Here is a 24,614-nt window from a genome sequence, read left to right as displayed (position 1 = left end):
TAGACTTATTTTAATGAATACAGGGTAAGGAAATGAGATAATAATATAATATCGTAAACGTGTGGGAGAGGGAGTTGGTAAGGGTAAAAAATAAGAGAGAAAGTTAGGCACAAAAAAAGAGACTTTAAAAATAAAGTCTCTTTTGTAGCCCGTAGGGGAGTCGAACCCCTCTTACCAGAATGAAAATCTGAGGTCCTAACCGATAGACGAACGGGCCATCTACCAAACTGTAATAAATTACAGGGTTAGTATTTTTTGTTTTTATAAGTTTCAACTCTTATTTTAATTACCCGGTTAGTAGTAATTAAGTCTTGTAGCCCGTAGGGGAGTCGAACCCCTCTTACCAGAATGAAAATCTGAGGTCCTAACCGATAGACGAACGGGCCAACTATACTTATTAAGCTAGTTTGTTAACGTGCTTAGTTAATTTGCTTTTTAAGTTAGCCGCTTTGTTTTTGTGGATAATATTTTTCTTAGCTAATTTATCCAACAAAGAGATAACTTTTGGCAATTGCTCAGTAGCAGCAGCTTTGTCTTCTTCATTTCTTAGTATCTTCAAAGCTGTTCTAGCAGTCTTGTGATAGTATCTGTTACGAACTTTTCTAACTTCGTTTTGTCTGATTCTCTTTAATGCTGATTTATGATTTGCCATATCGTTTAAATGTGAGTGCAAAAATAAAGACTTTTTTAATACCAGCCAAATAATTTCTTGATTATTTTTGAAAAATTTTAATTTTCTTCTGAAAGGTACTGTTTAAGCTTATCTATTGCTTGTTCTATTTTAAAATTTTCTTGTTCTTTATCTATTCTTTTGATAATATTTTCCAACATTATCATTGCGTTGTTCCATTCTCCGGTTGTGTTGGTAAAGGTTAGTCCGTCAATTGTAACTTCTAATGCTCCTCTTTCTCCACTCTTGTAAAGTCTGAAACTTATTTTATCATCGTTGCCTATAATCCCCTCTTCATTGATCTTTAAATCATAATTTTTAGGGTTAGAATGGATTTTATTAAAGAGCAACTTCGCTTCTTGTATCTTTAAATCCTGCATGACATAAAATTATTTGCTAAGCCTGTGCGGGAAATACATCCCAAAGACTTAATATAAATTAGTATTCATCATTTGCTTTTTCTTAGTCGAAAACAGAGATCATTAAGGGTATAATGTTTCACTATTTTCTTTTGCCTAAGAATAAATGCGAATGCAAAATTAAATAATCTTTTTTTAAATTCCTATAGCTAGATAAAATTGCTAGTCAGAATACTTTATTTATGTAGTCTATAGGGGAATCGAACCCCTGTTGCAAGGATGAAAACCTTGAGTCCTGACCACTAGACGAATAGACCAAATTTTGAGGTTGCAAAAGTAGGAATTAACTTTTGAACTTCAAAATTATTTTTTAAATTATTTATATACTTTTTGAATGACAGTATTCTTAATTCCTTTGCTTTCAAGCTCTTTCTGTAAATTTACAGCGTCTTCTAGGGTGTAAATTTTTCCATAAGTGTAGTAGAAAACACCACTATCTTTGTTCCTTTCGAGATCTTTTAGCGTTTGTAGGATAAAAGAATTGCCATTTAATTTTTCTCCCACATAGACTTCAATGGTGTAATATCCCATGCTTAATTTTTGATTTGGCATGAATCCTACGGCAAAAGCATTTCTAAATCCTGCGTCTTTCGCTGTTTTAATATTAATATCTTTTACAGAAGACATATTGGTGACTCCGTAATAGTATTTGTACTGTCCGTTTTCTTTAATAGGAAGAATGTAGTTTAAGCCTTTTAATGCAGGGTCTCCATCATTGTATTTAGTTGGAGCACTCATTAATAATATTCTGAAATCATTCTTTAATGCTACTTCAGCTGGTTTTTCAGGCTCTATTTTTTTGGTAGTAGTAGCATAGGCACCTCCGGATTTTCTGTCGACTGCTTTTTTGTATTCTATGATAGCGTTATAGATACTTTCAGAAATCTCATCCTGGCCCTTTTCAGATGCCAAATAATGACTTTCTTCCGCATGATTGATAAATCCTGTTTCAATAAGAACAGAAGGCATTGCATTCATACGAAGAACGTGTAGGTTTTTTTGGAAAACACCTCTTGAGAATCTTTTGTCTTTATCTACAAAATTTCCTTCCACCAATCCACCTAAAAGTAGACTGGATTCCAAATATTTACTTTGCTGAAGTTTTAGTGCAATTAAAGATTCCGGTGAACTTGCGTCATAAGAACCAAAGGTCTGCTTATCTTTTTCGTCTAAGAAAATTACATCATTTTCTCTTTTAGCCACCTCAAGGTTGGTATCATTCTGGTCTGGTCCCTGAACATAAGTTTCAGTTCCGTATGCTGTAGATCTTGCTGCTGAATTACAGTGAACAGATACAAAAAGATCTGCTTTGCTTCTGTTTGCTAAATTCGTTCTGTCGGAAAGAGAAGGATATTCATCATATTTACGAGTGTAAATTACTTTGAAATCTTTATTTTTCTCAAGCATTCTTCCAACTTTTAGCACAATAGCAAGGGTTACATCCTTTTCTGCGAGCAAACCAATATCGGAGTAACTCCTTTTGGCTCCTGAATCACTTCCTCCATGTCCGGCATCTAAAACGATGGTGAATTTCTTTTGAGAAAACATAAAATTACTCAAAAAGATGAGGAGAAATGATAAAATTATTTTAAAATTTTGTTTGTACATCTTACAGTTTTAAAAATTATACTAATTTTGAGCCTTAATTATATATAATAAAATTGGCCAAAACCGTCCTCAAAAATATATTACAAATTTCAATTATCCTAATTTTTAACAGTTTTTTAGCACAGGAAACGTCTGAGAAATTGCCTAAAAATGCGGTTAATGATACTATTTCCAAAAAGGATACCATTGTTGTAAAAAAAGAGTCTTTAGATGATATTCTTCAGACTAAAGCTGATAATATCCGTAGAGACTTCCCTAAAAAGATGATTTACCTGAACAAAAAAGCTCAGGTGAAGTATCAGGATATGCAAATTGATGCAGATTATATCTCTATAGATGAGAAGCAAAATCTTGTCTATGCGAGAGGTAAGCTAGATTCTTTAGGAAAAATTATAGAACCTGTTATTACAACCCAGGCAGGGAAAAAATATGAAACGAATGAGTTTCATTATAATACCAAAACAAAACAAGCTATCGCCTATAATGCCCGAACTGAGGAAAGTGAAGGGGTAATTATTGCCAAAAAGACGAAGAAGTATAGCGACTCTGTCTTTGCAATGACCAATGCCATTTATACTACGGATGAGTATTTTATCAAGAAAAAAGATACAGCGGCGGATTATCACATGCGGGCTTATAATATTAAATTAATAAAGACCAAAGAAAAATCTCAGATTATTACAGGGCCTATTCAGTTATTTATTGAAAGGGTTCCAACGCCTTTAATTATGCCATTTGCTATTTTACCATTTTCTTCTAAAAGATCAGCGGGTATTTTGATCCCGAGTTTTGGGGAAAGGCAGGATGTAGGTTTCTTCTTGAATGGAATAGGATATTATCAACCCATAGGGGAGCATTTTGATCTTAAGGTACTTGCTGATATTTACACCAAGGGAAGCTGGAATTTAAGACCGGAAATGAACTATATGAAGAAATATCGTTATTCCGGAAGTTTCTCTGCAGATATTGGAACACAGGTGAGAGGGATAAAAGGACTGGATGATTATAATAAAAACAGTACCTATAGAATTGCCTGGAGACATACCCAAGATACAAAAGCGAATCCTTTTCTTAATTTCTCTGCTTCTGTGGATGTTGTGAGTACTAAGTTTTATAACAATACGCTGAATAACAATTATATTTTAAATCAAAATGTATTAAACACGCAGCAGAACTCCACAGTAACGCTTACAAAAAGGTTCTTAAAGTTACCGGCTACCATTACAGCAACCACTTCTTATTCTCAGAACTTTGCTACCGGGAAGTCAGATTTGCGTTTGCCTCAGATGAACGTTGCCATTAACCAGTTTTATTTATTTAAATCAAAAACGGGTGTAAGAAGCGGATTATTGGAAAATATTACCGTAAATACAGGGCTTAATTTAACAAATTATGTGCAAACTGACGAAGGCGAGCTTTTCAAAAAGGAAATGTGGGATAAGTTACAAACCGGGCTTAAAAACAATATTGCTTTAGGAACCAATACCACCATTGCCAAATATTTCACTTTCAGTTTAGGGGCGAATGTAGATAATGCATTAACGACAAAAACAATTAAGAAATTTTATGATCCTGTAGCTGATAAAGAAATTACGGCAACAGATAAAGGGATCGCAGGATATTCTACCTTCTCTTCAACGGCAAGTATTCAAACGACGCTTTACGGAATGATGAAGTTTAAAAAAGGGTCTACTATTGAAGCGATCCGACACATGATGACGCCAAGTATTGGGTTTACATACTCACCGGATTTTGGAGGTTCAGGTTATGGATATTACAAGAACTATTACAATGCTACAGGCGCTTTAACTCCTTATTCAATTTTTGAAGGCGGAATTGTAGGAAGCCCTTCAAGTGGGATGGTGGGAGCGCTAGGATTTAATATTGGAAACAATATTGAGATGAAAGTGAAGTCTAAAAGTGATTCTACCGGAGTAAAAAAAATAAAAATATTTGAATCTTTAAACCTTTCAGGAAGCTATAACTTTGCAGCAAAAGATCACCCTTGGTCTATTTTAACGATCAATGGTCAGTCTTCTTTCTTTAATAATAAACTGAATGTAAATACGAGTTTGTCATTAGATCCATATAAAATCATCTACCTTCCAGGACAGGATACAGGAGGAATCAGAACAGAAGATTTTGGTCACTTTAGTGTACAGGGGTTCAACGTGCAGTTGTCTTATCCTTTAAGCAGTGAGATTTTTGGACAGAAAACAGACTATGCTAAAAAATATAAATCTAAAGGAGAGATAAGAAATGAAAATTATTATTTTGATGATGATAATTACGCTCGTTTCGATCAGGCTTGGACGTTGAATGTGAATGCCAACTACGCCTATTCAAAAACTTCAGGGAATAGAATTCCTACAAGAATGGCCTCTGTTGGACTTGATGGTAGTGTTAAACTGACACCTTTCTGGAATATCAACGGAAGTACTCACTATGATATGGTGACGAAAGAATTGGCGTATACAAGAATTGGTTTCTCAAGAGATCAACGAAGTTTTACCATTAATTTTAACTGGGTTCCTTTTGGGCAGTATAAGGTATACGACTTCTTTATTGGGATAAAAGCTAATATTTTAAGTGATGCGTTGAAGTATAAAGACAGAAGTTTCACACAGCCAAATCCACCTTTCTAAATATCATATTGATATTTGAATATAAATTTTATATTTGCAACCAAAATAAATTCTAATAAAATCACTGTTGAATATACTTCAAACAAAACAGTATAGGAGGTAGTGATTGCATATGATTTTAGAAAAAATAAATAGTAACTACATATGAAAAAAGTAATCAACACAGTGAATGCACCTGCAGCTATCGGACCTTATTCTCAGGCAAATCTTGCCAACGGAGTATTATACATTTCTGGTCAGATCCCTGTAGATCCTGCAACTGGTAAATTGGTAGAAGGAATTGAAAAAGAAACGCACCAGGTAATGAAAAATCTTGAGGCAATTCTTACTGAAGCTGGAATGACATTTAAAAATGTTGTAAAAGCGAGTATTTTCCTTAAAAGTATGGATGATTTTGCTGTAATGAATGATATTTATGCGTCTTACTTGGATGCAGAAAGCTTTCCGGCTCGTGAAACAGTACAGGTTTCTTGCTTGCCTAAAAATGTTGATATTGAAATTTCGATGATCGCACATCAGGATTAATGAGTTTTATAAGAAATACATTAGCGGTTTTAGTGGGGCTCGCAATTGCCGGGCTTATCATTACCCTTGGTATAAGGGTTTTTCCGCAATGGGTTACTTTTGAAGCTTTCGCTCCTTTTGAGCACTGGCAGAGGTTTCTTGAAAGCATGAAAAATGATGAAGCGTTCTTCGGCTTCTTATTGTTTATTTCCGGTTTGGGAACTACGATAGGAGGGGTGGCAACAGCAATCATCGTAAAATATGCTAAAGTAGCTTATGCTATTCTTATTGGGTTCATCATGTTGTTTATAGCCATGCTGGATGTTATTATTTTTCCTTATCATCCTACGTTCTATAAAATATCTATTTTCCTTACATTCTTTCCTTTTTCGTGGATCGGGGGTAAGATCGTAGAAGTCATTTATGAACGGAATAAGAAAAAGAGAATCGCTGAGAAAATGAATAATAAATCATAAAATAAAAAGCCGCTACAAATTTTGTAGCGGCTTTTCGTTGATATGAAAATAAATGTTTTTGTTGAATCTTGATTAAGGCATTTTAAAGCCTTTCGTGTACATTCTGCCATACTCATCCACAAACTTCACTTGAACGTTCCCTTGATACTTATCTAGGATTCTTTCAACGTCTTTTTGTGAGTTTACAGGCTTACCATTGATCTCTACTACGATATAGTTGTCTACCAATCCGATCTTAGCGATTTCGCTTCCTTCAGATACATTTTTAGCAACAACACCGCTATTCAAACCGTAGTCTGTTTTGAATTTTTCACTTAATGGTTCAAAATCAGCTCCAATTTTTTCTGTAACACTTAGTTCTTCTTTTGTTCTTGTAGAAGTTCCTCCTTTTTGATCTCTCAATGTTACTGTAGTTGTGCTCTCTTTACCATTTCTTGAGTAAGTAACTTGTACTTTATCTCCAGGACGCTTGCTTCCGATAGCGATAGATAGATCGGCAAAGTCTGTAATGGCTGAATTATCTATTTTGGTGATAATATCTCCCATTTTAATGCCAGCATCTTCAGCACCACTCTTATCTCCGAATCCTGTAACGTATACTCCTGAACCTGTTTTAAGGTTAGTCTTTTTCTGTTTGTTGTAGGCAGCAACCTGCATGTCATCAGAAAGGTCTAGAGATTGAACTCCAAGGAATCCTCTTTGTACAATTCCGAATTTCTTGATGTCTTCAACAATTTTTCTGGCCAAATTAGCCGGAACTGCAAATCCGTATCCTTGGTAATAACCAGTTGTAGATTGGATCGCAGAGTTAATCCCAATAAGTTCACCATTCGTATTTACCAATGCTCCTCCTGAGTTTCCAGGGTTAATGGCAGCATCTGTCTGAATAAAACTTTCAATAGGATTAGTCGCTTTCCCTTGACCTCCTAAAATTCCGATTCCTCTTCCTTTAGCAGAAATAATACCTGCTGTAACGGTTGAGTTCAGTCCTAACGGATTACCTACCGCAAGAGCCCATTGTCCTACTTCAATATTATCAGAATTAGCAAAGTTTAGATAAGGTAGTCCTTTTTCTTCAATCTTTAATAATGAAATATCAGTGTTAGGATCTGTTCCTACTAAGGTTGCGATATAAGATTTTTTGTTGCTTAATACGACTTCCAGTTTATTGGCACCCGCTACAACGTGATTATTTGATATAATATAACCATCCGGAGAGATAATTACTCCTGAACCCATTCCTGAAGGCATATTGTCAGGGACTTGTTGCTGTGGCTTTTGTCTTTGTTGTCCTCCTCTTCCGCCTCCGCCGAAAGGATCACCGAAAAAGAAGTCGAATAGATCTTGCTCGGATGCTCTTCCACCAGAAGAAGATGTTCTGCTTTGGTAATTCTTAATAGTAACTACAGCCGGAACCGTAGTTTTTGCTGCTTTTACAAAATCGTCACCTACAGCACCAGTATTCATACCAGCAAATGAAACATTTGAGGCAGATTTAAAATAACCCTGATCCTCATTATTAGTAGGATGACCGAAATATTGTATTGTGCCAACGGTAGTAGCTCCTGAGATAACTCCTACTACAGCAAATGGTAATAGTTTTTTTAAAGTACTCTTCATTGTATATCTTCTTTTAATTTTTAATTTATGTTTTATTGTAAACAAATTTAATGCTAAATAGGTAGTTGATTATTATGATATGTTTCAATTTTAACTAAAATTTAACAGGAATAGCAATTATTTATGCATTATGTCGTAATTGTTAAAATTGGAATTAACAAAACTTAAAAAAATATTAAACAAAATAGTGACATTTTGTATCGTAAAGCTAGCATTATATAATGAATAACTGACAAAATTTCACACCTAAATGATTTTTTTGATTAGCTATAATTTAATAACCATTATGTGTCTCCTAACGTCTGATATTTTTATCAACAAATAGACTTAATTGAAAAATTACTATCTTTGCAAAAATACTTTTCTCACTTAAAACGTTTATAGCATGCAACTGTATAACACCTTAAGCGCAGAAGAAAGAGCTCAACTTATTGATGAAGCTGGTAAGGAACGTCTTACATTGTCTTTCTATGCGTATGCCAAAATTGAAGATCCCAAAAAGTTTCGCGACGAATTATTTATAGCCTGGAATGCACTTGATGCATTGGGTCGTATCTATGTTGCCCATGAAGGAATTAATGCTCAGATGAGCGTTCCTGCTGATCAATTTGAAGCATTTCGCGATACATTAGAAGTGTATGACTTCATGAAAGGGATTCGTTTAAACGTAGCAGTAGATCAGGATGATTATTCTTTTTTAAAGTTGACCATCAAGGTGAGACATAAAATTGTAGCCGACGGTTTGAATGATGATTCTTTTGATGTTACCAATAAAGGAGTTCACTTAAAAGCTCAGGAGTTTAATAATCTATTGGAAGACCCAAATACAATTGTGGTTGATTTCAGAAATCACTACGAAAGTGAAGTAGGTCATTTTGAAGGCGCTATTACACCTGATGTAGAAAACTTCAGAGAAAGCTTACCAATCATTAACGAACAGTTACAAGATTTTAAAGAAGATAAAAACCTGTTAATGTATTGCACAGGCGGAATTCGTTGTGAAAAAGCCAGCGCTTACTTTAAGCATCAGGGTTTCAAAAATGTTTTCCAATTAGAAGGCGGAATTATTGAATATACCCGTCAGATAAAAGAAGAAAATATTGAGAGTAAATTCATAGGGAAGAACTTCGTATTTGATCACCGATTAGGAGAACGAATTACAGATGATATTATTTCACAATGCCATCAATGTGGGAAGCCTTGTGATAACCATACCAATTGTGCGAATGATGCCTGTCACTTATTGTTTATTCAATGTGACGAATGCAAAGCTACAATGGAAAATACATGTTCTACAGAATGCTTGGAAATTACACATTTACCGGTAGAAGAGCAATTACAACTAAGAAAAGGATTGCAGGTTGGAAATAAAGTGTTCAGAAAAGGGAAGTCTGATTCTTTGAAATTTAAGAATTCAGGTGATTTACCAACTCAGCCTTTAGGAAAAGTAGCCACCAAAAATATTCGCCAAAAGATAGCGGTTAAAAAAGTATTGGTTGGAAAAGGAGAACATTATTACTCAAAATCAAAAATTGCGCAGTTCTTAATTGAAAACAAAGAGCTTTCAATAGGCGATAAAGTATTGATTTCTGGTCCTACAACGGGTGAACAAGAATTTACAATTACCGAAATTTATGCAAACGGAGGTCCTTGCGAAACGGCAAAAATGGGAGATCAAATTACTTTTGAGCTTCCGTTTAAAGTTCGTTTATCAGACAAATTATATAAAATTATAGAACCTTCTGAAAAAGCTTAATGAGAATGCTAAAAGCTGAACTTAGAAAAAAATATATGCAAAAAAGAAAAGCCTTATCTTCTGATGAGGCTTTCTTGTTATCTGAAAAGATTGTTGAAAATTTTATTCACTATTTTAAGCCTGTAGAAGGTCAGAAAGTACATGTTTTTATCCCGATTGAGAAGTTTAATGAAATTGATACTAATCTATTCATCAACTATTTTTTAGAGCATAATATCCGTGTTTTTGTGCCTAAGGTTGTAGAAGGGTTGATCTCGGTTGAAATATTTCCAGATACAGAATTTGAAACAAGCAAGTGGGGAATTTCGGAACCTGTTTCTACTATAGATTCAGGAGAGACTCAGTTTGATTATGTAATCACGCCTTTATTGTATTGTGACCCTAATGGAAATAGAGTAGGCTATGGGAAAGGTTTTTATGATGACTTTTTTCAATCTATTTCACCTAGTTCAAAAAAAATCGGAGTTAATTATTTTAACCCCGATGAATATATTGATGATGTCTGGGAAAATGATATTCCCTTAGACTATTTAGTTACTTTTACTGATGTGCTGTCTTTCTTCAAAGGGGAAGAATAGAAGTTAAGGAAGTAAAATTTAAATTCTTTTTTGAATTTAATAGGCGCCGACATAAGAATGTATTGTGCATTTTTTTCAAAAGTACCCAACGATCTGTTCTTATCATCAAAGTATTCTACATCAAATTTGGCGTAATCCAGCGTATCTTTTTTATAATAATCTTTATAAACAGATAAATTATTCACTTTTACACTTTTTACCTTTAAGCTATCCAGTTCTCGGAATAACCTTTTAAAGGTCAGGCTATCCGGTTTATGGAAATAGCTTCCGATTTGAGAATAGATTACCGTATCAATCTCGGTATTCTTATTTCCTGATCCCGATAAGTATAAGGTAGACAGATCTAAAAGCTCCTGAACCTTTTGCTTGGTAATGAAGTTGATGGCCTGCGCGCTATCCATCTGCACGGCAGGATAGCTTTTTTTATTATTACTGTTTCTAAGTTTTTCAATATCACTTACTTCTGAGTTTTTTTTCTCATTACAAGCTGCTAACATAAGAAGCGTTATTGCAAAAATTAAAAAATTACTTATTCTTTTCATCTGTACTTGCAATTTTAAATTTGATAGATATTATTTTCCCATTATTATCTTTTTTCATTTCAATGACACTTAGATTCTTAAGGGAAGTTGTGGGTGTTGTTACTAAGGTAATGTATTTTTGTTTGTCTAACGTTTCAATACCGTAGGTTGTATTATCATAAACCTGATAAATAATAGCATTGTTGCTGATGAGATTTTCTAGCTGCTTACGTTTCTGTTTAAGGAGTTCAGGATTACCATTAGCATCTTTTACCGAGAAATAATTAACAGCCATCTTATAATCATCAGGCTTTAATTCTATCATTTCTTCTGTAGGCGCGTTTTCTAAACTTCTGCTTATCGTTAAGTATTCGTAGAAAGGAGCTCTGATCTCCATTTTCAAAATCTTATCCTTTGTTGAGTATTTAAAACAATCTCCAGGTTTTATTCTATAAAGAATAGGAGACTCATTTTCTTTAATCACTTTTATTTCTAAGGTATTAATAACGGAAGTTCCTCTGTCTGCATCAGTGAAACAATATTTGTATTCTTTTAGAAATAATTCATCTTTAAAACCAAGGATACCCGTTACTAAAATCAAAATAGAGGTTGCAAGCGCCCAAATGTTCTTTTTAAAGAAATTTTTCTTGGGTTTTACAGTCTCAGAATCTGATGGGATTTTTAATTCTGTATTTTTATTAACTATTTGATTTTCACTATTTGATTTTTGTAAATCAGTATTTTCTTGTGGTGTTTCGCTTGTTTTTTCGGGTGAATTCTTGCTTTTAGATAAATTAGACAAACTTTCAAGTGTTTTTTCTAAATCTTCTATCTCTTCATCACTCATATCTTGGTCTTGTTGTAGCAATTCTCCGGCAAATAAGTGTTGCTTTTTGAATTCGTACCATGAGTCGTAACCTGTATAAATACTCAATAAATTGAGCATGTCAATTCTAGGTAATTTTGTAACGGGAGAGTTTTTGAAATAGGTGTAAAAAGATTTTTCGCTAATGTTTCCTTTAGCCTTTTTACGAAGATCTTCCTGAAAATATATAATATCAATACCCTTCCATTTTGAAATATCATCATAGGAAGGAGTATATTCTTTCAAATATTGAGCTTGGACATCCTTTTTTAGCTGCTCAAAATGTAATAGATCTAAATCTGTCAATTTTTAAATATAATTAAATTACTGATTATCAGGTTAGTTTATTTGTAAAACTATTTTACAAAGGTATTACAATTATTTTTCATAAACAACTTTTGTATCTGCTATACCTTTGTCTTGTTCAAATATACAGAACGAGAAAAAATTTTAGAAAACAATATTAACAAAATTAAATTTAATTTATTATGAAAAAGTCATTATTCGTAGCTGCTATCGCTGCAATCTCTCTAGTTGCTTGTAAAAAAACTGAAGCTACTTCTACTGAAGGAGGTGCTGATTCTGCTGCTGTAGCTGTTACTGATTCTGCTGCTGTTGTTGCTGATTCTGCTGCAACTGTTGTTGATTCTGCTGCTTCTGCTACTGTAGGTGCTGCTAAAGATGCTGCTGCTGCTACTACTGCTGCTGGAGCTGAAGCTGCTAAAGGTGCTGCTGCTGGAGCTGCTGATGCTGCTAAAGGAGCTGCTGATGCTGCTAAAGGTGCTGCTAAAGACGCTAAACAAGCTGTTGACGCTGCTAAAAAATAATTTTTAGCCTCAACCTAAAAATAAAAGAACCGGTTCACCTAGTGAATCGGTTTTTTTATGCGTTGTATTTATGAGTAATAAGTAATTGACAATAAGTAATACTTGTAACCCGCAACAATCAATCAATAACCAATAACAAATAATTATCCTTTCTTTTGTTTCAATGCTTCATAGCATGTAATGGCAACGGCGTTGCTTAAATTTAAAGAATCGATGCTTCCTGTCATTGGGATTAGCGTATTTTTTCCCTTTCCTATCCAGAAATCACTCAACCCAGAATGTTCGGTTCCAAATAATACCGCAGATTTTTGAGTGAAATCTCTTTTATAAAGATCTTCAGAACTTTCATCCATGATCGTAGTATAGATATTGAACTGATTCTTTTGAAGAAATTCTAATGTTTCCTCATTTTCAGCCTGAAATACCTGCATTCCGAAAAGACAACCAACACTTGAACGGATTACATTAGGATTATAAAAGTCTGTTTTACCGTCTGCTACAATCAGAGCATCAATTCCAAATGCTTCACAGCTTCTTAAAATTGCCCCTAAATTTCCTGGTTTTTCGACTCCTTCAACAATAATTACAGTAGAATTTTCTTTTGGGTTAAATGAATCTAAGCTATTTTCTTTAGCCTTATAGACTCCAATAATTCCTTCAGAGCTTCCTCTGTAGGCAATCTTTTCATACACTTTATCACTTACAAGATGTGTTTTCCCATCAGGAGTTTGTCCTTTAAATATAGTTTCACAAATGAAAAACTCTACCGCTTCAAAATCATATTTCTGAGCCCTTTCGTTTTCCTGTTGTCCTTCCACTACAAAAACACCTGATTTTTTTCTAAATCGGTTGTCTGTAAGAAGTTTAGTGATATTTTTTATTTTTTCGTTTTGAAAGCTTTCAATCATTTTTATGATTCTAGAATGTTGTTAGAAGTATCAATTAAGCTCTGTGGAAGCTCTTTTTTATTTTTTATTCCTAAAGATTTTAATTTCTGAGTTTGAATAATCAGATTGTCATTTCCTGTAGAAAGTTGCTTGTAAGCATCATTATAAACGTTCTTCGCTTGATCTAGATTTTTACCTACTTTTTCAAGATTATCTACAAAACCTACAAACTTATCATACAATTTAGCGCCTCTTTCAGCGATTTCCATGGAATTTTTGTTTTGGTATTCACGCTTCCAAAGATCAGCTATTAATTTTAATGAAGTAATTAAATTACTCGGATTTAATAGTAAAACTCTTCTTTCGTAGGCATAATTCCAAAGGTTTTGGTCTGCCTGCATTGCAGCAATATAAGCGGGCTCACTAGGAATAAACATCATCACAAAATCCAGCGATTTCCCGTAATCATCGTATGCTTTTTGGCTTAATTGCGTAATGTGCGTTTTTATAGAAGATAAATGTTGATTCAGTTTAATGGCATAAATATCCTGATCTGTTTCATCCACTAATTCCGTGAAAGCAGTTAAAGAAACTTTAGAATCTATAATTACATTTCTTTCATCCGGATATTTTATAACTGCATCCGGGCGCATTTTCTTTCCTGAAAATTCTGAAAATAATGCTTTGTTATCTTCATCGCGAAGTTCATGTTCCAGGAAATATTCTCTTCCTTTTACCAAACCGGATTTTTCAAGAATGCTTTCAAGGATCATCTCGCCCCAATTTCCTTGGGTTTTGCTTTCACCTTTCAATGCTCTTGTTAATTTCTTGGCATCTTCAGAGATCTGTTGATTCAGTTCTGCCAATTCTTTCACCTTTTCGGCAAGAGAAAAGCGTTCCTTATTTTCCTTTTCGTAAGCTTCGTTTACTCTGTTTTTAAGATCTGCTATTTTTTCCTGAAAAGGGTCTAAGATTGATTTAAGATTATTCTGATTAAGGGTTGTGAACTTTTCTGTTTTCTCTTCTAAAATTTTATTTGCTAAGTTTTCAAACTGTAATTTAGATTCTTCTTGAATTTTAGTGATTTCTCCTTTTTGGGTTTCAAGAGACTTTTGCATGCTTTCATTAACGGCAGAAAGTTCAGCATTTTTAGCAAAAATAATCTGTTTTTCGGTGATCAGTTTTTCAATTTGAGCAGCTAATTTGATGTTAATTTCTTTGTACTCTAAAATCTGAGAATGTAAAGATGAATATTCTGCCGAGACTTTTGCGAGCTCATTTTTTTGATCATTAAATAGATCTGCCTGTTGTTGATTTTGCTCTTTTTCTTTATTGATGGCAAGCATTAATTCCTGGATTTTCTGCATAGAATTTTCCAGATCCGAATTGTTCTTAATCTGTAAATTGTTGAGCGCATCATAAGAACTTCTTGACACCATTGATGATTTCAGTGCAAAATATAAAATTACTGCTCCAAGAATCCCTCCTGCAATAAATCCAATAATTAAATAGGTCATCTCCATATTGCAAAATTATGAAAAAAAGCCGGGTGTAAAAATTGTGCTAACAAGTATTGGAGGCTTAAGATTTTATTAAAATAGATTTATCCGTTAGATTTCACATAGAGTTGTTTTTTTGATTTCTTATATTTATAGGAAATTTCAGGGCTTATGAATATTTTATTAGTAGAAGACGATGAAAGAATCAGTAAATTTCTTGTAAAAGGGTTGAGCGAAGCCGGCCATCATATGGTTCTTGCTGATTCTGGAGAAAAAGCACGTGATATAATAGGCACGTACGATTTTGATATTATTTTAATGGATATTATGTTGCCGGGATTAGACGGAATGCAGCTTACACAAATGATCAGATTTAGAAAAAATTATACTCCGATTCTGGTTTTAAGTGCGTTAAACAGTCCGGATGATAAAATAAAAATGCTTGATTTGGGAGCTGATGATTATTTGTCGAAACCTTTTCATTTTGAAGAGTTGATATCGAGGATTAAAGCGTTGACAAGAAGAAATAGATTAAGCTATCAGGAAGATAATCAGTTTTTATCATGCGGAACGTTGATGATAGATACAGATCTTCATAAAGTGATTCAGAAAGATAAAGAGATTGAGCTTTCCCCTACAGAATATAAATTGCTCACTTTCCTGATGGAGAATAAAAACAAAGTGTTGAGCAGAACCCAGATCCTTCATAATGTGTGGGGAATTAGTTTTGATAACACCACGAATGTTGTGGATGTTTACATTTCTTATGTCCGCAATAAAATTGATGAAACGGAACAAAAAATTATTCACACCGTAAAAGGAACAGGATATTTGATTAAAGATTAGAAATGACTTTAAAGAATAGATTTACCCTTATTTCCAGCCTTTCGTTCGGCATTGTTTCTATTATTACTTTTGTAGTGATATTTTTTGCGTACTATGACAGCACTAAGATTGCTTATTTTGACAGATTGAGAAATACGGCTCTTATCTCTGCCATTTATTATCTTGAAAAAGATGAGCTTCCAAAAGACAGGCATGCGCAGATAAAAAAAGAATACCATCATCTTATTGAAAATAGCCAAGTCGCAGTGTATGATCAGAAGAATCAAGTGACTTTTGGGCAAAATCTGGGAGATAAAAATATTAAACCCTATCATTTAAAGATTGCAAGAAGTAACAAGAGTGTACAGTTCTTAGTTGAAAATAATTTTTATTATGGTATTTTTTATAAAGACAACCAAGGGGATTTTGTTGTTTTCGCTAAAGCATCCAGTGGTTCTTTTAATTCTCAGATGATCAGACTTTCTATTATTATGTTGGCGGTATTGATCATGGGTTTATTGGCCATCTATTTTTTAAGCAGATATCTTTCGAAAATAATTTACAAGCCTATTTCTAATATTGTTGAGCGTATTAATAATGTAGAATATAACGATATTTCTCAGGCAATTACTTCTACCAATACGGATGATGAACTTGAAGAACTGATTAAATCATACAATAAATTATTCGGGAGAATCTCGGAAAGCATCTTACTCCAACAGAATTTCATTAACTATGTTTCGCATGAGTTTAAGACACCTTTGGCTGCAATTTCTGGAAACTTAGAGGTGTTTGCCCAAAAAGATAGAACACCGGAAGAATACAGAGAAGTGGTTAAAGAATCATTGGAAAATGTATATGAGATTGAAAATATTCTGAATAATCTTTTGCTGATGTCTGGGCTTACTAAACTTGAAAAATCTCATAAACAGGTACGTGTGGATGAACTTATCTGGAAAATCTATGAAAAATTAAATAGTAAAGCCCAAGAAAAACAAATTTCTATTACCATCAATCTAAAGGTTACAAAGCCTGCTTTATTAGAATTTCCCGGAAATGAAACCCTATTGTATCTGGCGTTATATAATATTGTAGAAAATGCAATAAAATATTCGGGACCGAGTCCAATTTCGGTGACGATGTTGGAAGAAAATCAACAATTACAAATCGAGATTAAAGATCAGGGAAAAGGTATTGCTCCCGATGATCTTAAGAAAATAACCGAGACTTTTTACAGAGGAAAAAATGTAGATAATATAAAAGGAAGTGGAATCGGGCTGTCCTTATCTAAAAGTATTTTCGATCATCATGATGTTATGATGAAAATAAGTTCTGTAGTCGGTAAGGGAACCACGGTTCTGCTTACGTTTCCTACGATATCAAAGGTTCTAACCAAACTCTAATGTTGGATTAATCGAATCTTAATTCTATTTGAAATTAGCTTTAATGTGCCGAAAATAACTTTGTAGTCTTAAATACGAGACTTTGAAGAAAATTATCATAACATTATTGTACGTTCATATTTTTGGTTTCTTTTCTGCACAAAATTCAGACACGCTGAAAATTGGAAGAAAAGAAGCTGAATCTATTTTTCTTACCCGAAATCTGGATCTTATTACTCAGAAATTAGAAATCTCTCAAGCGGAAGCCCGTGTTGTTCAGGCGAAATTTTGGCCTAATCCTAAACTTACCATTAATGAAGTTAATTTATGGCGGACCTATGATATTGAGGAGCAGCCAGCATTAATCCGTAATTGGGGAACAAACACGCAGGTATCTGCGGAGATTGAGCAGGTAATACAAACTGCAGGCAAGAGAAGAAAGAACATCGAGCTTCAGAAAATTGAAGTGGAAGGGGAGAAATACGAATTGCAGGAAGTACTGCGTGAGCTGAAAAAACTGCTGCGTAATACCATTACTGAAATTGTATATAATCAGGAACAGCAGAAACTGTATCAAAATCAAATTTCTTCTATTGAGAAATTAACAAAATCTTATCAAAATCAATTAGAGCAAGGAAATATCAGTCGGGCAGAATATATCAGGCTGAAGGCTCAGGAAATTGAATTCAAGAAAAAACTGATTTCCTTACAACAGGAAATTACAGAACAGCAGACAGAGCTAAAAGCATTATTAATTATTCCTGCTAAATCATACATTGTTATTTCAGATGATCTTCATGCTCCTGAAAAAGAACTTTCAGAATTAGAATTACCAAAGTGGTTGGAAGTGGCTAAAGAAAACCGTCCCGATATTTTGATTGCCAAAAATAAAGAAAAGTCTGCCCAGAAAAATCTGGAATTACAAAATGCATTAAGAACTCCTGATATTGCCGTGTCTGTAGGATACGACCGTGGAGGAAATATTATGAAAGATTTCGTGGGATTCGGTGTTTCATTTGATCTACCCATTTTTGACCGAAATAAAGGGAATATTCAGGAAGCTAAATTAGAAATCACCAAATCCGGATATGAAACCCGTAAGAATATTCTAAAATCTGAAAACGAAATTGTTGCAGTTTTTAATAACTACACCAAAACTCAGGAGATCTTTCATGAGATCGACGATTCTTACGAAACTACTTTGGATGGAATGCTTACAAGTCATGAAAAAAACTTCAGACTTAGAAATCTAAGCATGCTGGAGTATATGGACTTTCTAGATACTTATATAAGCAATAAAATGATCATCCTGGATACCAAAAAAGAACTTAATCAATATTACGAAAACCTACAGTATGTTGTAGGACAAGATTTATAGATATGGAAAATATTACGACTAAATATATTATAGCAGCTGGCTTTTTGGTAATGGTAGCTTTCACTGGCTGTACTGAAAAAAAGCAGAATGAAGAAGCGGGAACCCAAAATTACTGTATCAGTAAAGAGCTTAAAAAAGATCTGAAACTGGTAGATGTAGAAAGACTTCCGGTAGAAGAAAGTATTACCCTTACGGGGGAAGTTGAAAGCAACTCTGACAAGACGGTTCCGTTTGTAAGTCTTGTGGATGGAGTGGTAACAGAAACCTATTTTTCTTTAGGGAATTATGTGAAAAAAGGACAGGTTCTGGCCACTGTAAAAAGTGTTTCCGTGAATGAAATGCAGGGAGATACTAAAACATTGCAGGCACAATTGGCTGTTGCAAAAAGGAAACTATCCTCCGTAGAATCTATGTATAAAGATGATATTGCTTCTCAGAAAGATTTACAGGAAGCAAAATCTGAAGTTGAAATTCTGCAAGCAAGTATTTTCAAGACCAATAAAAATATGCAGTTGTATTCAGCGGGAAGTAACGTTATTCAGATCAAATCTCCAGCAGACGGATATGTTATCTCAAAGAATATTTCTAACGGAATGCCTGTAACATCGGGTGGAGGCGAGCTTTTTACAATTTCAAATCTTGATAAAGTTTGGGTGATGGCTAATGTATATGCTACGAATATGAGACACGTCTATGTTAATCAGCCTGTAGAAGTAAAAACCTTGGCTTATCCTGATGATAATTTTTCAGGGAAAGTAAATTCAATTTCGCAGGTTTTTAATGAAAATGAAAGAGTGTTGAAAGCTAAAATTATTATGGATAATAATAATATGAAGTTGAGACCCGGAATGTCAGCAGATATTGTACTACCTATTAATTCACAAGATAAAACGGCATTGGCAATTCCTGCTAAAGCATTGGTTTTTGATAACAATCAAAGTTATGTTATTGTTTATAAAAAAGACTGTGCACTAGAGGTAAGAGCAGTTACTGAAATAGCAGCCAACAGCAAACATATTTATGTAGAAGGAAACCTTAAAGCAGGAGAAAAGATCATTGCTTCTAACGGATTGCTGATCTATGAGAACTTGAAAAACCAATCCAATAATTCTAAGAAATAATGAGAAAATTTGTTCAGAGTATAGTTTCTTTCTCTTTAAAAAATTCCCTGATTGTATTATTAGGAACATTTCTTTTATTGGCTGGAGGAATCTATTCATACATCCATACTCCTATTGAAGCCTTCCCCGATGTTACCAACACCAGAGTAAGAGTAATTACTCAGTGGCCGGGAAGAAGTGCCGAAGAAATAGAAAAATTCGTAACCTTACCCATTTCAAAAGAAATGAATACGATACCGAATAAAACGTCGGTACGGTCCATCTCTTTATTTGGATTATCGGTGGTGACGGTTATTTTTGATGATCATGTTAATGATTTTTATGCCCAGCAATATGCATCCAACCGCCTTGCCAATGTAAAGCTTCCCGAAGGTGCAGATCACAGTATAGAACCTCCATCAGGAGCTACCGGTGAAATTTACCGATATATTATTAAAAGTAAATTGCCGATAAGTGAAGTGACTTCTATTCAGGATTGGGTTATTGAAAGAGAATTGTTAGCTGTTCCCGGAGTGGCTGATGTGGTAAGTTTTGGAGGAGAAGAAAAGACCTATGAGATTAAAATTAATCCTACCGAACTACATAATTATGACCTTTCACCATTGGATGTCTATGAAGCTGTTTCTAAAAGTAATGTGAATGTAGGGGGAGATGTTGTTTCAAAAGGCGATCAGGCTTATGTTGTTCGAGGTATCGGATTATTGGAAAGTAAAGAGGATATTGAAAATATTCAGATCGAAGTAAAAGGATCTACGCCTATTTTAGTGAAGCACGTTGCTGAAGTTAAAGTATCTGCTAAGCCAAGATTGGGGCATGTAGGATACAATAAGCAAGATGATGTTGTAGAAGGAATTGTTATCATGTTGCGTGGTGAAAACCCAAGTGAAGTTATCGGAAGAATAAAAGACAGAATTGCAGAACTTAATTCAGGTGAGCTTCCTGGAGATGTTAAAATTGAGCCCATTATAGACCGTACTGAACTGGTAAATACAACGGTTCATACAGTATCTAAAAATTTAGTGGAAGGTATTATTCTTGTTTCAATTATTGTCTTTGTCTTTTTATATAACTGGAGGACGACATTCATTGTAGCCTCTGTTATTCCATTAGCATTCTTGTTTGCAATCATTATGTTGAAAATTCAAGGTTTGCCTGCCAACTTGATTTCTATGGGAGCGCTTGATTTTGGGTTACTCTTGGAAGGAACTTTAGTCATCGTAGAACATGTGTTTGTTGCCCTCGAACTTAAAGCAAAAAAGATAGGATTAGAGCGCTTTAATAAAATGTCCAAATTGGGGATCATCAAGAAGAGTGCAGGGAGTGTAGCCAGTTATATTTTCTTTGCATTGTTAATTTTGATTGTTGCCTTGATGCCTATTTTCTCTTTCCAGAAAGTAGAAGGAAAAATGTTTTCTCCATTAGCCTTTACATTAGGATATGCATTGTTAGGTTCTTTAATTTTAAGCTTAACCTACGTTCCTGCGATGTGTAAATTGTTATTAACTAAAAATATAGAGGAAAAAGAAAATTTCATTTCTCGGTTTTTTAGAGTGAACATCTATAAGTTTTACGCATTCAGTGACCGTTTCCGTAAAGCATTTATTATTGGATTTCTTGTGTTGTTAGCTATTTGTGGATGGAGATTCTCAAACTATGGTTCAGAATTTTTACCAAAACTTAATGAAGGTGCCATTTACGTACGTGCAACATTGCCAAACAGTGTAAACCTAGATGAATCGGTAAGGCTCACCAAAGAGATGAAGGAAATCTTAATGAAATATGATGAAGTAAAGTTTGTAATGACGCAAACCGGACGTCCTAATGACGGAACAGATCCTACCGGATTCTTTAATATAGAATTTAATATTCAGCTAAAGCCTGAAGATGAGTGGAAGAAAAAGATATCTAAAAATGACCTTCTTGAAGAAATGAGGATGTCATTAGAGAAATATCCGGGAATTAACTTTGGGTTCAGTCAGCCCATTCAGGATAATGTGGAAGAATATGTAGCCGGAGTTAAAGCTCCGTTGGTGATCAAGATTTTTGGAAATGACCTTTTTCAGCTAGAAAATTATGCCAATCAGGTAGCCAATTCTATCAGAACGGTTCCTGGGATCTCTGATGTGAATGTTTTTAAAAATATCGGTTTACCGGAATTAAGAATACAACTTCATGATGCTAAAATGGCTAAGTACGGAATTTCTACAGCAGACGCACAAGCTGTAATTGAAATGACGATTGGTGGCCAGGCTGCTACAAAATTTTATGAACAGGAAAGGATGTTTGATGTCATGTTAAGATTTGAAAAACAATATCGTGATACACCTGATAAGATTGGAAATATTCTGATTCCTACAAAAGATAATAAGAAAGTACCCTTAAAAGAAATCGCAACCATTGATTATCATACAGGCCCTTCATTTATTTATAGAGAAGGAAACAGCAGATACATTGGAGTTGGATTTAATATTGAAGGCCGTGATCTTGGAAGTACCATTGCTGAAGCCAAAGAAAAAGTGGCAAAAGATGTGAATATTCCTAAGAATAATAAAATGACTTGGGCAGGAGAATTCGAAAGTAAGGAAAGAGCAGCAAAACAGTTAGCAATGGTAGTTCCTATTTCCTTGGTACTTATTCTGATGTTGTTGTATTTCAATTTTGGAAATATTAAAGATACATTGATCTCTTCTGTAACATTGGCATTTGCATTTATTGGAGGGTTTTTATCCCTTTGGTTTACAGGAACGATATTCGGGATTTCTGCAGGGATTGGTTTTATTATCCTTTTCGGAGTCGCAACTATTGATGGAATTGTATTGATCGGGGTGATGAAGGAAAATCTGCAAAATAAAATGCCACTTAAAATGGCAATTGCTGAAGGAGTAAAAAGTAGAATTCGTCCGGTTGTCATGATTGCACTAATGGGATCAATGGGACTTTTCCCTGCGGCAATATCCAACGGTATGGGCTCTGAAATTCAAAAGCCTTTAGCGATTATGATCGTAGGTGGATTAATCATCTGTATGTTATTATCATTTACCATACTGCCGATTATTTTCTATTATGCTTATCAGAAAAAATATAATGCAACGCTATAATTCTTTCAATTTTATACGTTAGTTGTTGTTGTCGGGATTGTGAGGATCCCGGCAACTTTTTTTGTATTACGTTTGATTAGACAGTCTTTAGATAAAATCCTCGAAATAGGTTAAAGAGCAAAGAATTATTCTAATATCTGATAAAAAAAATGAACCGAATTGGCTCATTTTTTATGGTGTGATTACGGATTAACTCTTGGTCCTGGATCAATATCAATAGGTCCGAGAACCAATGGACCGCAAAATCCTGTTGCCATCATACAGGTTCCACCCATACAGATATAGCCAGACATCGAACTTGTTCCGTCCGGACATAAGATCATGCCTTCGCCACGGCCACTACATTCTCTGTTTGAATAACACTCAAGGGCATGAACCAGAGTTCCTCCAAATACATCTTTCAATGCTGTTCTTGAAATTTTAGATAAGTTCGTTTTTTTCATGGATTTAATTTTTTGTTGATTTTAATTTGTATAAATCTGAAAATGAGAATCTAATATACTTAAAAAACAAATCACTATATAACATTGTAGTGATTTATTTATAGTTAGCTTAAAATTGTTTCTTTAATATGATGATGTTTTATTTTCATACAAATCTTAATGTCAATTAAATTTTATTATGAAAATTTGCTATAAAACCCAATTTATTGATTTTTTGTTATAGAGCTTTAAGTATAATAAAAGGAATCCGGGGTTGGGAAATATTATACAACTAAAATATTATTTTATAAAGACTTAATCTTTTATCCTTAAAAACTCCTTAGCCAATTCAATCATCTTAGGATCTCCCGTATATTTTCCGTGTTCGTCGGAAAGCTTTACGGTAGGAATCCATTCTTTATTGGGAGCCTGAACGCCAATTAATTTCATGACAATGTTCATAGGTTTTAAACCTACATCATTGGTAAGATTGGTTCCGATTCCAAAAGAAACTCCGATTTTACCTTTGCAGTAATTGGTGATTTCTTCCACTTTTTCAAGATTCAGGGCATCAGAGAAAATAATATATTTAAATAAAGGATTGATTCCGTTTTTTTGATAATGGGCAATGGTTTTATCTGCAAATTCTAAGGCGTCGCCACTGTCATGACGTACGCCGTCGAACAGCTTAGCGAATTTCTTATCGAACTGGCGGAAGAAAACATCTGTTGTATAGGTGTCAGAAAGTGCCACTCCTAAATCACCTCTGAAAACATCAACCCAATGTTCCAGTGCTAGTTCGTTGGCCATTTTAAAGCCATATTCTGCTCCGTGAAACATAAACCATTCGTGGGCATGGGTTCCGATTGGTTTTACATTATATTTCATGGCAAAATGAACGTTTGAACTACCGATAAATGTAGAATCTTTCTTCTGATTTAACGCTTCCATTACCAAATTTTGAACTTTATAAGAGTGTCTTCTTCTGGTACCGAATTCTGCGAAATTAACGCCAAGTTTATTCAGAGATTCTGCTTTTTCAACAGTTTTACTCATTACCACTTCATTAGAGTCTCTTTCCATGTGATTCATTTCGTAATGCAATTCACTGATTAAAGCTAATAAAGGAACTTCCCATAAAATAGTTCTGTACCAAAGTCCTTCTACAGTAACACTAAGATCGTTTCCATCCTGATGAATTTTCACTTCAGAAGGGTCATAATGATAGCCTTCTAGGAAATCCAAATAGGGAAGGTTTAGATAAGGACAAGTTCTTGCCAAAAACTTTTTTTCATCTTTAGTAAGCTTCAATTCTGCCATTTTTGTCACGGCTTCTCTTAAAGCGACATCAAAGCCTGCAGGAAAATGATGTTTCCCTCTGTTGATAAACTCATACTTTACAATAGAGCTTGGGAACAATTTTACCACGGCATTCTGCATGGTTATTTTATAGAAATCATTGTCTAGGATGGAGTTTAATCGAACGTCGTACATATATGTGTGATTTTAACGC

The 24,614-nt window shown here is 34.2% G+C and carries 21 protein-coding genes and 3 tRNA genes; 11 read left to right on the top strand and 13 right to left on the bottom strand.

The genetic code is table 11. From position 1 onward, the window contains the following. Positions 1-145: 145 nt before the first annotated feature. The 6 genes from AMQ68_RS18525 to AMQ68_RS18500 form a co-directional block, all read right to left on the bottom strand. Positions 146-217 (bottom strand) — tRNA-Glu (locus AMQ68_RS18525). A 97-nt stretch (positions 218-314) separates the two neighbouring features. Further along, a tRNA-Glu gene (locus AMQ68_RS18520) sits at positions 315-386 on the bottom strand. 11 nt (positions 387-397) lie between these two features. Beyond that, complete coding sequence (gene rpsT / locus AMQ68_RS18515) at positions 398-652, bottom strand: 30S ribosomal protein S20 (RefSeq protein WP_054512086.1); 255 nt, start codon at positions 650-652, stop codon at positions 398-400. A 77-nt stretch (positions 653-729) separates the two neighbouring features. Then, positions 730-1,050, bottom strand: a complete 321-nt coding sequence (locus AMQ68_RS18510; protein WP_054512085.1) for a hypothetical protein — start codon at positions 1,048-1,050, stop codon at positions 730-732. Positions 1,051-1,274: 224 nt separating this feature from the next. After that, positions 1,275-1,346, bottom strand: a tRNA-Glu gene (locus AMQ68_RS18505). 58 nt (positions 1,347-1,404) lie between these two features. Beyond that, the gene (locus AMQ68_RS18500) at positions 1,405-2,697 is read right to left on the bottom strand and encodes an N-acetylmuramoyl-L-alanine amidase (protein ID WP_054512084.1); all 1,293 of its coding nucleotides are present in this window, start codon (positions 2,695-2,697) and stop codon (positions 1,405-1,407) included. A 53-nt stretch (positions 2,698-2,750) separates the two neighbouring features. Between AMQ68_RS18500 and AMQ68_RS18495 the strand changes: the two genes are divergently transcribed. The 3 genes from AMQ68_RS18495 (at position 2,751) to AMQ68_RS18485 (ending at position 6,322) form a co-directional block, all read left to right on the top strand. Continuing rightward, on the top strand, positions 2,751-5,342 hold the full coding sequence (locus AMQ68_RS18495) for a putative LPS assembly protein LptD (RefSeq protein ID WP_082384166.1): 2,592 nt from the start codon (positions 2,751-2,753) through the stop codon (positions 5,340-5,342). Positions 5,343-5,486: 144 nt separating this feature from the next. Beyond that, entirely contained in the window at positions 5,487-5,867 is a 381-nt protein-coding gene (locus tag AMQ68_RS18490; RefSeq protein ID WP_054512082.1) for a RidA family protein, read from the top strand. Further along, positions 5,867-6,322: a hypothetical protein gene (locus AMQ68_RS18485; RefSeq protein WP_054512081.1), complete on the top strand. Its 456-nt coding sequence runs from the start codon at positions 5,867-5,869 to the stop codon at positions 6,320-6,322. The genes AMQ68_RS18490 and AMQ68_RS18485 overlap by 1 nt, the downstream gene beginning before the upstream one ends. A gap of 72 nt (positions 6,323-6,394) precedes the next feature. On the opposite strand, the gene AMQ68_RS18480 is transcribed toward AMQ68_RS18485, so the two are convergent. Continuing rightward, positions 6,395-7,942, bottom strand: a complete 1,548-nt coding sequence (locus tag AMQ68_RS18480) for a trypsin-like peptidase domain-containing protein (protein ID WP_054512080.1) — start codon at positions 7,940-7,942, stop codon at positions 6,395-6,397. A 385-nt stretch (positions 7,943-8,327) separates the two neighbouring features. Here AMQ68_RS18480 and AMQ68_RS18475 point away from each other — a divergent pair, with 385 nt between their 5' ends. Both AMQ68_RS18475 and AMQ68_RS18470 read left to right on the top strand, forming a co-directional pair. Continuing rightward, on the top strand, positions 8,328-9,698 hold the full coding sequence (locus AMQ68_RS18475) for a rhodanese-related sulfurtransferase (RefSeq protein WP_054512079.1): 1,371 nt from the start codon (positions 8,328-8,330) through the stop codon (positions 9,696-9,698). Between the two features lie 5 nt (positions 9,699-9,703). Further along, positions 9,704-10,276 (top strand): 5-formyltetrahydrofolate cyclo-ligase, encoded by a 573-nt coding sequence (locus AMQ68_RS18470; RefSeq protein WP_054512858.1) that lies wholly within the window; start codon positions 9,704-9,706, stop codon positions 10,274-10,276. Here AMQ68_RS18470 and AMQ68_RS18465 read toward each other — a convergent pair. Both AMQ68_RS18465 and AMQ68_RS18460 read right to left on the bottom strand, forming a co-directional pair. Next, complete coding sequence (locus AMQ68_RS18465; protein WP_054512078.1) at positions 10,225-10,818, bottom strand: hypothetical protein; 594 nt, start codon at positions 10,816-10,818, stop codon at positions 10,225-10,227. The two genes, AMQ68_RS18470 and AMQ68_RS18465, sit on opposite strands and share 52 nt — an antisense overlap. Beyond that, the gene (locus AMQ68_RS18460) at positions 10,802-11,968 is read right to left on the bottom strand and encodes a hypothetical protein (RefSeq protein WP_054512077.1); all 1,167 of its coding nucleotides are present in this window, start codon (positions 11,966-11,968) and stop codon (positions 10,802-10,804) included. Before AMQ68_RS18460 ends, AMQ68_RS18465 begins: the two co-directional genes overlap by 17 nt. Positions 11,969-12,150: 182 nt before the next feature. On the opposite strand from AMQ68_RS18460, the gene AMQ68_RS18455 reads away from it, so the two are divergent. Continuing rightward, entirely contained in the window at positions 12,151-12,489 is a 339-nt protein-coding gene (locus AMQ68_RS18455; RefSeq protein WP_054512076.1) for a hypothetical protein, read from the top strand. A gap of 143 nt (positions 12,490-12,632) precedes the next feature. Here AMQ68_RS18455 and AMQ68_RS18450 read toward each other — a convergent pair whose 3' ends face one another. Next, entirely contained in the window at positions 12,633-13,397 is a 765-nt protein-coding gene (locus AMQ68_RS18450) for an RNA methyltransferase (RefSeq protein WP_054512075.1), read from the bottom strand. A gap of 2 nt (positions 13,398-13,399) precedes the next feature. Next, the gene (gene rmuC / locus AMQ68_RS18445; RefSeq protein WP_054512857.1) at positions 13,400-14,893 is read right to left on the bottom strand and encodes a DNA recombination protein RmuC; all 1,494 of its coding nucleotides are present in this window, start codon (positions 14,891-14,893) and stop codon (positions 13,400-13,402) included. A gap of 153 nt (positions 14,894-15,046) precedes the next feature. On the opposite strand from rmuC, the gene AMQ68_RS18440 reads away from it, so the two are divergent. From AMQ68_RS18440 to AMQ68_RS18420, 5 genes are all read left to right on the top strand, one after another. Beyond that, positions 15,047-15,721 carry a response regulator transcription factor gene (locus AMQ68_RS18440; protein WP_054512074.1) on the top strand — a complete coding sequence of 225 codons (675 nt, stop codon included), beginning with the start codon at positions 15,047-15,049 and terminating at the stop codon, positions 15,719-15,721. 2 nt (positions 15,722-15,723) lie between these two features. Beyond that, positions 15,724-17,103 carry a HAMP domain-containing sensor histidine kinase gene (locus tag AMQ68_RS18435; protein WP_054512073.1) on the top strand — a complete coding sequence of 460 codons (1,380 nt, stop codon included), beginning with the start codon at positions 15,724-15,726 and terminating at the stop codon, positions 17,101-17,103. An 82-nt stretch (positions 17,104-17,185) separates the two neighbouring features. Next, entirely contained in the window at positions 17,186-18,460 is a 1,275-nt protein-coding gene (locus AMQ68_RS18430) for a TolC family protein (protein WP_054512072.1), read from the top strand. A 2-nt stretch (positions 18,461-18,462) separates the two neighbouring features. Beyond that, entirely contained in the window at positions 18,463-19,581 is a 1,119-nt protein-coding gene (locus tag AMQ68_RS18425; RefSeq protein ID WP_054512071.1) for an efflux RND transporter periplasmic adaptor subunit, read from the top strand. Continuing rightward, a complete protein-coding gene (locus AMQ68_RS18420) occupies positions 19,581-22,679 on the top strand; it encodes an efflux RND transporter permease subunit (protein WP_054512070.1) in 3,099 nt (1,032 codons plus the stop codon). Before AMQ68_RS18425 ends, AMQ68_RS18420 begins: the two co-directional genes overlap by 1 nt. Positions 22,680-22,861: 182 nt before the next feature. Here AMQ68_RS18420 and AMQ68_RS18415 read toward each other — a convergent pair whose 3' ends face one another. Beyond that, a complete protein-coding gene (locus AMQ68_RS18415) occupies positions 22,862-23,122 on the bottom strand; it encodes a hypothetical protein (RefSeq protein ID WP_054512069.1) in 261 nt (86 codons plus the stop codon). Positions 23,123-23,416: 294 nt separating this feature from the next. After that, positions 23,417-24,595 (bottom strand): nicotinate phosphoribosyltransferase, encoded by a 1,179-nt coding sequence (gene pncB / locus AMQ68_RS18410; protein WP_054512068.1) that lies wholly within the window; start codon positions 24,593-24,595, stop codon positions 23,417-23,419. Positions 24,596-24,614 lie beyond the last annotated feature (19 nt).

The organism is Chryseobacterium sp. ERMR1:04, from assembly GCF_001297705.1.
Lineage (GTDB): Bacteria > Bacteroidota > Bacteroidia > Flavobacteriales > Weeksellaceae > Chryseobacterium.
Note: the sequence above shows the minus strand (reverse complement) of the source record. Positions and strands in the feature narration are given on the sequence as shown.